General features: G+C 34.5%; 7 protein-coding genes. 3 read left to right on the forward strand and 4 right to left on the reverse strand.

Annotated elements, in window-relative coordinates; genetic code table 11:
- The first annotated feature begins 14 nt into the window (after nt 1-14).
- From OIU80_RS14615 to OIU80_RS14625, 3 genes are all read left to right on the forward strand, one after another.
- Complete coding sequence (locus OIU80_RS14615; RefSeq protein WP_264287731.1) at nt 15-989, forward strand: ornithine cyclodeaminase family protein; 975 nt, start codon at nt 15-17, stop codon at nt 987-989.
- Nucleotides 982-2,049: a proline racemase family protein gene (locus OIU80_RS14620; RefSeq protein WP_264287732.1), complete on the forward strand. Its 1,068-nt coding sequence runs from the start codon at nt 982-984 to the stop codon at nt 2,047-2,049. Before OIU80_RS14615 ends, OIU80_RS14620 begins: the two co-directional genes overlap by 8 nt.
- Nucleotides 2,050-2,427: 378 nt before the next feature.
- Nucleotides 2,428-3,639 (forward strand): M24 family metallopeptidase, encoded by a 1,212-nt coding sequence (locus OIU80_RS14625; RefSeq protein WP_264287733.1) that lies wholly within the window; start codon nt 2,428-2,430, stop codon nt 3,637-3,639.
- 193 nt (nt 3,640-3,832) lie between these two features.
- On the opposite strand, the gene OIU80_RS14630 is transcribed toward OIU80_RS14625, so the two are convergent.
- The 4 genes from OIU80_RS14630 to OIU80_RS14645 all read right to left on the reverse strand — a co-directional run bounded on the left by OIU80_RS14630 (nt 3,833) and on the right by OIU80_RS14645 (nt 13,406).
- Entirely contained in the window at nt 3,833-4,210 is a 378-nt protein-coding gene (locus OIU80_RS14630) for a hypothetical protein (RefSeq protein WP_264287734.1), read from the reverse strand.
- A gap of 103 nt (nt 4,211-4,313) precedes the next feature.
- On the reverse strand, nt 4,314-8,276 hold the full coding sequence (locus OIU80_RS14635; protein WP_264287735.1) for a M43 family zinc metalloprotease: 3,963 nt from the start codon (nt 8,274-8,276) through the stop codon (nt 4,314-4,316).
- Nucleotides 8,277-8,742: 466 nt separating this feature from the next.
- Nucleotides 8,743-10,200, reverse strand: coding sequence for a SusD/RagB family nutrient-binding outer membrane lipoprotein (locus OIU80_RS14640; RefSeq protein WP_264287736.1), 1,458 nt, complete (start codon nt 10,198-10,200; stop codon nt 8,743-8,745).
- An 11-nt stretch (nt 10,201-10,211) separates the two neighbouring features.
- A complete protein-coding gene (locus OIU80_RS14645) occupies nt 10,212-13,406 on the reverse strand; it encodes a SusC/RagA family TonB-linked outer membrane protein (protein WP_264287737.1) in 3,195 nt (1,064 codons plus the stop codon).
- Nucleotides 13,407-13,482: the final 76 nt, after the last annotated feature.

Genomic DNA, 13,482 nt, shown 5'->3' on the forward strand with positions numbered 1-13,482 from the left:
TTTCAACTTAAAATATGGAACCTATTCAATTTATTTCAGACAATTTCATTGAAGAAAATTGTGATTTTAAAAAACTAATCGAAGGACTTCGTGAGGGATTTTCGACTTCGGCTATAGAAGTACCTCTTCGGCATCATCATGATTTTGCTAATCCAGAAGAAAACAAAGATTCAACATTATTATTAATGCCTGCTTTCCAACCGGGAAAAGATTTGGGAGTAAAAATCGTTACTGTAAGTCCTAATAATGGTAAATATGATTTGCCTTCGATACAAGGAACATACATTTATCTAGATGCTCATAAGGGTAATATTAAAGCTATTCTGGATGCAAAATCCTTAACGGGCAAAAGAACTGCTGCAACATCTGCATTGGCTAGTAGTTATCTTTCTCGTAAGGACGCTTCGTCTATGCTTATGATTGGAACTGGTGCTTTGGCTATTAATTTAATTCAGGCGCATGCCAGTGTTCGCCCTATAAAAGAGGTATATGTGTGGGGGAGAACCATACAAAAAGCACAATTGGTTTGCGACGCATTAAAAGGTTTTCCTTTTACATGTAAAGCAGTTTCTACAATAGAAGAGGTGATATCGCAAGTTGCCATTATTTCTTCGGCAACATTATCTCCTGTTCCGCTTGTGTTTGGTAAATGGCTTAAAGAAGGACAACATTTGGATTTAGTTGGTGCCTACAAAAAAGATATGCGTGAAGCTGATGATGAAGCAATCCTAAAATCTAGTGTGTTCCTTGATACCTATCAAGGCGGGCTAAAAGAAAGTGGTGATATATTGATTCCGTTAACTAATGGTATTATTACAAGAGAATCTATTAAGGCAGATTTATTTGAATTATGCAGTAATAAAAAAACAGGCAGAACATCTGATACTGAAATCACTTTTTTTAAGTCAGTAGGTCATGCTTTAGAAGATCTTGTTGCCGCGGCTTATTTTTATAAAGAGTTTAATTTAAAATCAGAAATAAATGTCTAAAACGTATACTAATATTTGCACCAACACTGAATATAAAATGGCTTCGAATGCGCTACAAATTAAAACAATTGATATGCATACTGGTGGTGAACCATTGCGTGTTATTGTTTCTGGGTTTCCTGAACTTAAAGGAAATAGTGTATTGGAATATCGTCGTGACATAAAAGAAAATTACGATTACTTAAGAACGTCATTGATGTTTGAGCCTCGTGGTCATGCTGATATGTACGGTTGTATTTTGCTTCCGCCAAATGACGACGATGCCGATTTTGGAATTTTGTTTATGCATAATGAGGGATATAGTAGTATGTGCGGTCACGCTATTATTGCTATTAGTACACTTGCCGCAAAAATGAATTGGATTAGTATTAAGGAAGGTGAAAATGAATTAAAAATAGATGCTCCTTGTGGTCGTATTTATTCATATGTAAATATAAAAAACAGAGAAGTAACAGGAGTACGATTTCATTGTGTACCTAGTTTTGTTGTAGGATTGGATCGTATTGTAGATGTTCCGGGTATAGGAAATATTATTTATGATTTGGCGTATGGTGGTGCTTTTTATGCTTATGTTGATTTGAGAAAGAATACGAATTTGAACTTTGGTTTGACAGAAGAAGACTACCGTGCTATTATCTTAAGCGGAATTGATATAAAACATGCTGTAATGAATCAAGACAAAGAAATTTTGCATCCATTTGAAGATGATTTGAGTTTTCTTTACGGAACTATTTTTATAGATGAACCTCAGGATATTGTTAATCATAGCAGAAATGTTTGTGTTTTTGCCGATGGTGAAGTCGATCGTTCTCCAACAGGTTCGGGTGTGTCGGGTAGAATCGCTATTGAGAACGCAAGGAATACTATAAATTTAAATGAATCTATTACGATTGAAAGTATTACCGGAAGTACTTTTAAAGGTTCGCTTGTTGAAGAAAAAGACTTTGGACCATTTAAGGCTGTGATTCCACAAGTAGAAGGAACTGCTTTTGTAACTGGCGTAAATACTTTTATTATTGATCCAAAAGATCCTATGAAAAATGGGTTTATTTTGAGATAGGTTTTTTCTTGAGGTTCAAAGGGGCAGAGGTTCTGAGGGGCTAGGAAACTGAGAGTGATTTTTTTGTTAAAAGGGAATCACAATCTTGCTATCCTGTGAAATGAAGGGGGGCGCATTAAATAGCTTGACAAAGATTATGTAGTTTCTCGTGATGATTCTTCGACTCCGCTCAGAATGACAATATTGAGGAGGAACTTTGTGAACTTTATGTATCCCGATAGCTATCGGGACTGTGTTCTTTGCGGTTAATTTCCCGCTCTTGATTAGAAAGAATTTAAAATCTTTGCGAGCTTTGCGTAAATCTTTGCGAACTTAGCGGTTAAAATTTTCACCACATAAGTTTTAAACATATTAATTAAACAATTTAAAATATAAAAAATGACAATTGGAATAGGAGGTTCAACCGTTGCTGTTGAGTTAGAAAAAATAGTAAATATGACACTGGATGTAAAACCAATACAAGCAGAGGAATATTTAGGACGAATTAAAAAAGCAGTTACTATTATGAAGGATATAAAGGTAAAGGCAACATTTGTTAATGCTGGAACGAACCTTTATTATTTTACTGGTACAAAATGGAATCCTTCTGAAAGAATGGTTGGAGCTTTATTATATGATGATGGAACACTGGATTATATTGTTCCTAAGTTTGAAGAAGGTACTTTTAAAAAGTATATGGAAATTAACGGAAAAATCAACTGTTGGGAAGAGCATGAATCCCCTTATGCGTTAATGGGAGAATTATTAAAGAATAAAAATATAGATAACGAAACTATCGCTATAGATGAATCGGCTCCATATTTTTTAGTCGATGGTGTGATCAAAACAAATCATACATACACTATCGTAAATGCACTTCCAATTACTTCGGGTTGTCGAATGCAAAAATCGGTTAATGAAATTGCGATTATACAAAAAGCGAAGGACATTACGATGGTAGTACAACGTGCTGCAGCTAGAATATTGCGACCTGGTATTAGCGTTAATGAGGTTACAGCTTTTATCAACGATGCACATATAAAAGCTGGTGTATCTTCGGGATCGTATTTTTGTATTGTCTTGTTTGCTGATGATACTCAATATCCTCACGGGGTATCTGTTCCTCAGGATTTAAAAGAAAATGGAGCTGTTATTATAGATACTGGTTGCAGACTAGAAGGGTATCTTTCGGATATTACCAGATCATACGCTTACGGAACTCCATCTGAAGAATATAAAACGATTTGGAATCTTGAAAAAGCAACACAACGTACCGCTTTTGAAGCTGCTCAAATAGGAGCGACTTGTGGTTCTGTTGATGATGCTGCCAGAAAAACTCTTGCAGAAGCAGGATTAAGCCCTGATTATAATTTACCGGGATTGCCACACAGAGTAGGGCATGGAACAGGTTTAGACATTCATGAGTATCCTTATTTGGTACGAGGTAGCGAAATTAAACTTGAAGAAGGAATGGTTGTAAGTAATGAACCGATGATTTGTATTCCAGGAAAATTTGGTATTCGTCATGAAGATCATTTTTATATGACTACTAATGGTCCAAAATGGTTTACCGAACCAATGGATAGTGTTGAAAATCCATTTGGGTATTAAAATTATTTAAAGTCTTTTAAGATGTTTGAAGTTTAAGCTTTAAATTTTCACGCAGATTTATTATCCTGCAAGGTCTTTTTTGACCTTGTAGGTATGATTATTAATATTAAAAACCTGTTGGGTATTTAGTACCGACTATCTATATACCTACAAGGTTTTAAAAACCTTGCAGGAAATAAGGAAAGTTTAATTTTCAATACGGTAGTTCGTCTGCCGGAATACCTATAAAATCGGGTTCGGGTGTAGTTTCAAACTGTACTGCTTTAATATCAGTATGACCTTGTTGAAGCGCCTTCATTACTCTATGCATTCCATCCATTAATCGCCCATTGGCACACAAGATAATAGGATATTCTAAACTTGCTTCTTCCATAAGTTTTATATGCTCCAGAATTGCCGTACCAGTGGGTAATTGGCTTGGGTCTTGAAACCAATATATTTCGTTTACTTCGTTAATTTCACTTAGTAAAATACGTTTAACTGAGAAGTTTTTTGACAACTCTATTAATCGATGTATATCCCAAGCTCTTAGGCCTTCTTTACTCGGACGTAAGTTATATTGTTTTCTCATATTGTTTCTTACTTAATCATGCAAAGTTATGTAAAAAGAAAAACCGCCGAAAGGATATCTTTCGGCGGTTTAGTTTTAGAAATTATTTTTCTAAAATCACTACTTATTTAATTACTAACTTTTTGGTTTCTTTAATCGTACCATCAGTAAAAACTACATAATAAATACCTGTTGGTAAATGGTTCACATAATAACTAGTTGCATTACGAACTGTATCGATTAAAGCTCCGGTATTATTATAAATTGAAATGACAAGAGTTGTTGTGTCTATATTCTTAAAGGAGAAATTAACAACATCTGAAGCTGGATTTGGGGAAACTGTAAATGATTTTTCATTTTCAACTTCATTAACTCCAAGTGTAGGAGGAAGGGTAACATCCATAGGAGCGCTCCAATCACTTGCACCAGTTGCATATACTGCTCTAATTCTTATTTTATAGTTTTTTTCTTCACCTTGTTTAGCTATATATTGGTTATAAGTAGTAGATGTTGCAAAATCTGCCCATCCTGTTACTGCGTTATATAATTGTATTTCATAACTAGTAGCTCCACTAATTAAAGCCCATGTAGCGTAAAAACCATAAGTGTAAGTTCCATTTGTTGGGTCATAAAATACTGGTATTTCAAGACCTGGGTTTACATCATCGAAAGTTACTGTTGCAATATTCGAATACGTAGAATATGTTGCATTCTCGTTTGCTCTTACTTTATATGAGTAGCTACTTCCTGCTGTTAACCCTGTATCTGTATATGAATTTTCATCGGCTCCAAGAGTTGCAATTACGCTGTATGTTCCGTTACCTAAGGCTCTTTCTATAGAGAATCCAGTTTCGATATCTGAGTTATCATCCCATGTTAAATCAACTTCAAGAGTAGTTGCATTTGCTGTTGCAACAAGATTAGATGGCGCTAGTAATGCTCCAGGAAGAATGAAATCTCTAGGAGTGCTCCAGTCACTTGTGCCAGTTGCATTTACAGCTCTCATTCTTACTCTATAACTTGTTTGTGTTCCTTTCTTAGTGATATATAAGAAATGCTCTGTTGATGTTCCTTGATCAACCCATCCGTCAGTTTCATTATATACCTGAATATCATAACTCGTTGCGCCATTAATTAATCCCCATGTTACATAAAATCCTGTAGCATATATTCCTGTATTACCTTCATTAATTACTGGTTTAGCCAATGTAGGGTTAGGATTTGTATCTTCGATAGTTGCGGTTACAACATTCGAATAATCAGAGCTTGTAGCATTCATGTTTGCTTTTATTCTATAAGAATACGCATTTCCTTTTGTTAATCCAGTATCAGTATAAGAAGGGATGTTTGGGGCAAAAGTTTTGATAACGCTATATGCGCCAGTTCCTTCGGCTCTTTCTAATGTAAAGCCTGTTTCATTATCTGAGTTGTCTACCCATGTTAATGCAACCGTAAGTGCTGTTACATTTATTGTTGCTGCCAGATTACTTGGAGCATTAATAATAGGTGTTGTTATAGACTCATTTGGTTTTGTATTATAAGCAAAATTAGTGATGGTATATCCATTTCCAGTTGCATCTACTTTTACTTTCATCCATCCATAACATATTCTTCCTCTGTTGGTGTATTCAAAACCTACATAACCAGTTTCGTTATCCCATACATTGTATGCTGCTGTACGTAAATCTAATTGATTAGGATATGCTCCCGGGGCTGTAAAATTACTTGACGATCCTATTGTGCCTCCTGCAGGAACTTTAGTAATATTTCTTGTTCCAGATTCGCAAACCAATCTTTTACCATAGGTTTCAATTTTTAATGCATTTGCTGCAAATTGCCATGCTCCATATTCGGTATTATCTCCAATAGCCAAACTAAACCATTTCCAGTTTGCTGCAGATGAAGCGCTATAATCAGGATTGTCTACATAATAGATTCCAAAAGGAGCCTCAAATTCTACTTTTATTGTTTTTGATGCATTATCAAGTGTTGTAACTCCACCAGTTATAGCTGCATCTTTAAATGTTACTATTACCGAAGAATTATTATTAGGTAAGTGAGAAGTTGCCTTTCCTGTGAAAGCAAGTACAGCTTTGGAGTTGTTCTCTAATGTTAAAGTTGCGGTTAATCCAGCTGGAACTCCTGTAATTGTATAATCAGTACCTGCTGTTAATGCACCTGTACTTTTTGTAAAAGTTCCGTTATTGGTCGATAACGTAATTACGGCATTTGCAGGAACGCTACCATCATTATTATCTGATTCATATAACGTACTAGGAGATAATGTTACACCAACTTTTGCAGTTACTCCAGTAGTAATAGGTGAGCCTGGTTGTGTGTTATATGCGTATTCAGATATTGTATATCCGTTTCCATCCGCATCTACAGTAACTTTAAACCATCCATAACAAGTCGCGCCCTCAAGTAGATAGTCAAAACCTACATATCCTGTTTTACCATCCCAAGCTTTGTATGTTGTTGTACGTAAATCCAATTGGTCAGGATATGCTCCTGGAGCTTTAAAATTGCTTGTTGGTCCTACTTGTGTATTTGCAGGAAGTAATGAAATATTTCTTGTTCCTGTTTCGCATACTAATTTTTTAGCATAAGTCTCGATCTTTAATGCATTGGCTGCATATCTCCAAGCTCCAAAAGATGGATCATCTCCTTTTTCTATGTCAAATGCTTTCCATGTAAGTGATGCATTTGCAGTAGCATCAGGCATATCTACGAAGTAAATTCCGTACGGATCTACAAATTTAATATCGAAATACATAGCAGTACAGGTCATAGTTGAAGCTCCACCTGAAAAAGCTGCTGGTAAGAATGTAATTGTTCCTTTGGCACTATTAGATTTTAAATGACTTGTCGCTTTTCCTGTTAAGGTAACGGTTAATTGAGAATTAGAATTAACTGTAATTACTGGAGTAATTCCTGCAGGAAAGTTATGAGTGAAATGTGTTCCAGATGCAAGTGTTCCAGATGCAAGTGCAAATGTTTCTGTTCCTGAAAGGGTAATTACTGGTGCAGCATCAAATGAACCATCGTTTATAACGGCTTCCTTAAAGAAGTTTGTACTTGATGCTAATAGACCTCCTGTAGTGTTTACTCCTGTAGCTATTAAGTTGCTTTCTTGCCAAAGTGTTTTTCTTGAAGGGTGCTCTAATGCAGCAAGCATTCTATCGATTTGTCCCTGAGTGTACATTTTATAGCAACCTTGGGCTCCATTGTATCCCATATAGTTTTCATTGTTTACTCTGTCGCCATTACAGTTTGTTCCTTGTGTACAAGATAAAGTATGTTTTCCGTCTTCGAGAGGAGTGTCATCTACCTCATCTGAACCTGTACATCCACCTTCGAAAGTATGTATTAAGTTTAAATAATGGCCAAATTCATGTGTTAGAGTAGCAGAAAACTCTTTGCTGTATGAGTTGTCAAATAAATAGGCTCCGTTAAAAACAACCCTAGCTGTATTGCTGGCAGTCATGCTTGAGCTAGGATACCATGCAACTCCTGAATTGTTAAGTGTACCGTCAGCATACAAATCGTTTTGGATGTAAACATTCATGTACTTTTTATTGTCCCATGCATCTGCTGCAATTTGATCATCGTATCCACCGCCATTACCATAACCATTTTTGGCTGGGTGAAATACAACTCCTGAGCTGCAACCACCATTTGGATCGATTTTGGCAAGTTTGAATTCAATTTTTAATGTTCCTCTTCTTGCTTGAAAAAAAGGATCAACCGTAGCGTAATCAGCATTACGTCCATTAAAATCATCATTAAGTTCTTTTAGATGATTTACGATTTTTTGGTAAGTAACGGTTTTTCCACTTTGCACATCACCATAAATATGAAACACTACTGGTATAACATAGGATGTTTCTACTTTTTTGGATGTTATGGATTTTCTCTCTGTACTGAATTTTTTACTAAATGCATCAAAGTCTTGTTTTTCTTTTAATGCATGGGGATTCAGTTTGTAGATTTTTTCGTTTTCTTCGCTAGTCCGACAAGGAAGACCTTGTGCACTTATTTTTAAAACGAAAATGAACGCCATAAATAAAAATAATTTTGTTTTCATAATCTTAGGAATTTGTTAGTATGAAACCAAAGATATTTTTATATTAAATTATGTAGTTATACTATTTTATTCGTTTATGATATGAAATTATCTATAAATTATGTTTAAAATTTCATTATGTATTTTTATTCTTATAAAATGATGAATATTTCTCATTTTGCGAATATTGGCTTTGAATAATAATTATTATCGAGTGTAACTCTATAAGACGGCATCTAGCATATTGAAGCATAGATTTTATGCGTAAAAAAGAATACCAAAAAATAAAATATTTCTTTAACAGCCTTGTTTGCTATGTGGATTTTGAATAAGTGAAACGTCTTTTTTAGAGTTTGTAAAATCTATATGTTAAAAAGTTTGTATCCAACTGCTTAATAATAAACTATTAAATTAGGCATAAAAAAAACAGGCACTGGGGAGTGCCTGTTTAAATTCAAGGAAAGCTTAATATGTTACTAATTCAAAATTAAAATTTATCCCAGAATAATTTTGTTGTCATTTTATCACCGCCAATTGCAGTGGCAGCAGCATTGTAGTTATCTCTGTTTAATGTAGAATCAAAAAGAGAATATATATTTCGTACTGGTACTTTTCCTTCAGCCTCAGCAACTGCTGTTGGAGGAGCTACCAAAATAGGGAAGTCTAGTCTTCTGTACTCAGTCCAAGCTTCGAAACCGCGGTTGTAGTAAGCAATCCAAAGTTGGTAAGCAATTTTTTGTTTATCAGTTCCAGAAGCAGTAGCAAAAGCTACATCAGTTCTAGCTATATAAGCATCTGCATCAGCACTTGAAACGTTCCAATAATCCATGCTAGAGCGAATTCCTTTTTCATAGTAATCGGCAGCTGTGCCACCTACGCTAAAGCCTCTGTTTGCAGCATCGGCAAGCAAGAAACAAGTTTCAGTATAATCGAAAATTACACCTGGATTTGTATTTTGTTTTATTCTAACTCCAGGAAGTGAGTAGCCACTGTAGGTAACTTGTTTTGCATATGGAGCACCTTTATATACTCCATCAATTTTTGAAATTGGATCAAAAAAGATATCTCTTCTTGGGTCAGATTTGGCATTTAATTCGTTTACAAAAAATTCTGTAAGTATGATTTGTGTTTCGTCTACCAAACTTGTATATAATGGATTTTGATCTACAGTAGTACTGAAGTATTGAAACAAAGCGTTTTCAGAATTGTTATTCATTAATCCGGAGTTATACGCAGATTCTACCATAGCCTTTGCTTTTGCAGCATCAACATCAGCAAGATGTAATCCCATTTTCAACTTAACACTGTTGGCTAGTTTTTTCCATTTTGCAACATTACCTTTATAAATAAGATCTGCCGAATCAAAACTTTTGTTACCACTATCTAGGTTTCCAATAGCCTCATCTAATCTGCGTGCTAAATCAAGATAAACTGTTTTGGCATCATCATATTTTGGAGTTGGATGATTCGTAATATCCAATGCTTCTGAGTAAACAATGTCACCAAAAATATCAACTAAAGTTTGGTAAGCCATTATGATTTGAATATCTAATACAGCTAATTTGTTTTTCTTAACAGCAATTTCTATTGAACCTAGAGCTTGCTCGTTAGTTATCATGTTTTTAGCAACTTGTAAATCTTTTAAAACATCTCTATATAATATTACCGAATGAGAGTTTCCCAAATTTCTTTTTGCCTGGTTGTAGTTTACTTCATCTGTATAAGTTGATGTAGACCAATATTGAGCATATCCTCTAAAGTTATTATCATTTACAGATGCATTTGTCAAGAAATAAGAATAATTTACTTGAGAGGTAGTCATTAAAGCACTAGGTATAGTAGTTGTATACGCTTTAGTGTTTTCGTTTAATGTATCGAGATCATCACAAGAAGCTATTGTAAGCAATAGTGCTCCTGCAAAGAATATTGTTTTTAAATTTTTCATTTTATTTGTTTTTAGAATTGAACTTTTAAATTAAAGTTATACTCCTTTGTTGTAGGCAATACTCCTGATTGAAAACCTTGTAAGTTACCAGATGATGTTCCAGCTTCTGGATCTGCATACGGAAGGTTTTTACTAATGATCCATAAGTTGCTACCGTTTACAGCAAAAATGACACTATTCATAAATGTGTTTGTTAAGTATTTAGAAGGCAGTCTATAGCTTAATCCTACTTCACGTAATTTTACATAAGATGCATCGTAAACGTATCTTTCTTGTGGCATAGCGTTATAAGTATCATAATCAGCCAAAACAACTGTAGTGTTAGGAGTTCCATTTGCCTTTACACCATCAAGAATAATTCCTCCACCATCAGCAATAGAATTTCTCACTGGGTTGCCTAAATGGTTGTTTCCTACAGTACTTTGGTAAATACCTGTTGTATGGCCATATTGTTGATCTAATGAATACACATCGCCACCTTTTTTAATATCTATAAGGAAGTTAAAAGTGAAATTTTTGTAGTTAAGGATGTTGTTGATACCTCCTGTCCATTCAGGATTTACATCACCAATTGTTGCTCCATTTACAATTTCATATTGTCCGTTGTCTTTTACAACTTTCTGTCCGTCTAGATATTTATATCCTCTTCCGATAAGTTGTCCGATTGGTTTACCAACTTCTGCGATATATCCAATTCCTTGAGTTGATCCAATAGAAAGTCTTTCGGCACCACCAAGGTCAAGCACTTTATTTTTATTGGTTGCCCAGTTAATTCTAGCTTCCCAAGAAAAGTCTTTAGTTTTAAACGGAATAACATTCAAAGAAAGTTCATATCCTTTGTTCTCAACATCTCCACCGTTTATCCATGATCTGCTATATCCAGTTTGTGAAGGAGTTTCGATTGATAAAATTTGATTAGTAGTATTTGTTTTGTAATAAGAAAAATCTAATCCTACTCTGTTTTTAAAGAATTTAAGTTCGATACCAGCTTCATAACCTTTAGTAAGTTCACTCTTTAAGTCGGCGTTACTCTTATTGTTTTCATCGGAAAAACGTATACCATCAGGTCCAAAATTACTCAATTTGTCATAGGTTGATTGGATTACTGCAAATTCAGCATCATTTCCAGTTTCAGCATAATTTAAACGTAGTTTACCAAATGATAACCAACTAGCATCGATATGATTGCTAAAAATATAAGTACCTGTAATGGAAGGGTATGTATATGTATTATTTTTCTTAGGTAATGTTGAAGATTGGTCAACTCTATAAGAACCTTCCAAGAAATAGGTTTCTTTAAAATTGAAAGTTGCATTTGCATATACACTTTGTGTACCTATAGTTTCTAAAAATTCCTGAGGGAAGTTAATAGGGGATATAGTATTACTTAACATATACTTTTCAGGAACGATTAAACCTCCATTAGTTGTTGAAAGGGTATTACCTTTAACTGATCGTCTTGAATTACCTCCTAATAACCCATAAAATTTGATATTTTCTGTTATATCAGTTTTAAAATTTAAGATTAAATCTAAATTGACTTCACGGAATGTTTTGTCATATCTGGAATATTGCCCTTTTTTATTTGCTACTCTTCTAGACCCTACTGCTATACGTTCTTCTTGTAATTGCGTATAATAATCTACAGATCCTTTACCTACAACGTTTAACCATTTTGCTACGTCTGTGCTTATTGCAAAATTACCAAAGAAACGATCTCTGTTTAAAGAGTTGTAGTTTTTATCTCGTTGAAAGTATGGATTATCATGAAATTGTACATCTAAATTTTTTGGTATTCCAATACTCCAACTCGTGTTTCTGCCTGTTATATTGTAAGCATCTTCTAAATCCTGAAAATCAATGCTTGTATTATACCATTGTCTCACACTACTTAGGTAGTTATTTCCACCATCGCCATATCCTGTTTCGTTCATCCCTTTTGCATACGCCTTTAGGTAATTTGCTGAAGCTGATATTTTGGTTTTTGGACTAAGGTTGTAGCTAGCTGATAAATTAAAGTTATCTTTTTTGTTACTGCTATTTGGTAATATACCTTGTGCTTGATTGTAATTTGTATATCCAAATCTAAAATCTCCATTTTCATTAGAACCTGCTACAGCTATACTATTAGTATAAGTAAGACTATGTTGGTAAAAATCATTAGGCGTTTTTTTAACAGGAGCCCATGGAGTTGGGATACCATAGGTAGGTAATTCTGGATAAAAAGAGTTCCACTTGTAAACTAATATGCTTGGATCATATTTTGGTCCCCAAGAAGCATCATCTGTTGCCGCATAAGGATGTACGCCACCACCTAGATTTACAGTACCACTAAAATCGCCATAACCGCCACCGTATTCCATTTGGTATTCTGGTAATGTTTTTTTATCAGCAACTCCTATGTTTACACCACTATTAAAAGTGATACCTAATCCAGCTTTGGTTTTGTTACCTTTTTTTAGAGTTACAAGAATAACTCCATTAGCAGCTCTAGAGCCATAAAGAGCAGAAGCAGCGGCCCCTTTTAGGACATTTATAGATTCGATATCATCTGGATTTATATCCGATGCAGCATTTCCATAATCATATCCACCGGTGTTTCCAGCTGTTTTTTGTTCTTTTGTATTGGTGTTGTCATTGTTCAACGGAACACCATCTACAACCCATAAAGCTTGATTATCTCCAGTTAACGATGATGATCCACGGATAACAACATTCGTTGAACCACCTATGTTGTTATTTCGTCTAATATCAACACCAGCAACTTTTCCTGAGAGTGAATTTGCTACGTTACCGCTATTTACCTTAGTTAAATCTTCTCCTTTTACTTCCTGAGTAGCATAACCAAGAGATTTTTTTTCTCTTTTTACACCTAATGCTGTAACTACAACTTCGTTAAGTGATGTCGAACCGCCAGACATTTTAATGTTTACCTTATTGGTAGTTGCAGGCATTTCTTGAGTTTTCATTCCGATGTAGCTAAATGAAAGAATTTGACTAGGAGACGCATTGATAGCGTACGCTCCATCAAAGTCAGTCTGTGTTCCTGTTTTAGTTCCTTTAACTAATACACTCACGCCTGGTAAAGGCATTCCTGTATCATCGGTCACAATTCCTGTAACTAATCTTTCTTGTGCAAGAATTAGTTGTGTTGCAAATACAAAAAAGAGTATTGCAACTTTCCTAAAATTAAATTTAAATTTCATATACTGGTTTTATTATTAATAAGTGCAAATATTTTGCATTTATAGCTTTTTTTATGCCAATATATTATCATAAACT

The sequence above is a fragment of the Flavobacterium frigoritolerans genome (genome assembly GCF_025847275.1).
GTDB classification, from domain to species: Bacteria; Bacteroidota; Bacteroidia; order Flavobacteriales; family Flavobacteriaceae; genus Flavobacterium; species Flavobacterium frigoritolerans.

Excerpts from the sequence above, each read along its gene's own strand:
- OIU80_RS14620 (WP_264287732.1), top strand. The coding sequence starts at position 982 with ATGTCTAAAACGTATACTAATATTTGCACCAACACTGAATATAAAATG.
- OIU80_RS14615 (WP_264287731.1), top strand. The coding sequence starts at position 15 with ATGGAACCTATTCAATTTATTTCAGACAATTTCATTGAAGAAAATTGT.
- OIU80_RS14640 (WP_264287736.1), bottom strand. The coding sequence starts at position 10,200 with ATGAAAAATTTAAAAACAATATTCTTTGCAGGAGCACTATTGCTTACA.
- OIU80_RS14645 (WP_264287737.1), bottom strand. The coding sequence starts at position 13,406 with ATGAAATTTAAATTTAATTTTAGGAAAGTTGCAATACTCTTTTTTGTA.
- OIU80_RS14630 (WP_264287734.1), bottom strand. The coding sequence starts at position 4,210 with ATGAGAAAACAATATAACTTACGTCCGAGTAAAGAAGGCCTAAGAGCT.
- OIU80_RS14625 (WP_264287733.1), top strand. The coding sequence starts at position 2,428 with ATGACAATTGGAATAGGAGGTTCAACCGTTGCTGTTGAGTTAGAAAAA.
- OIU80_RS14635 (WP_264287735.1), bottom strand. The coding sequence starts at position 8,276 with ATGAAAACAAAATTATTTTTATTTATGGCGTTCATTTTCGTTTTAAAA.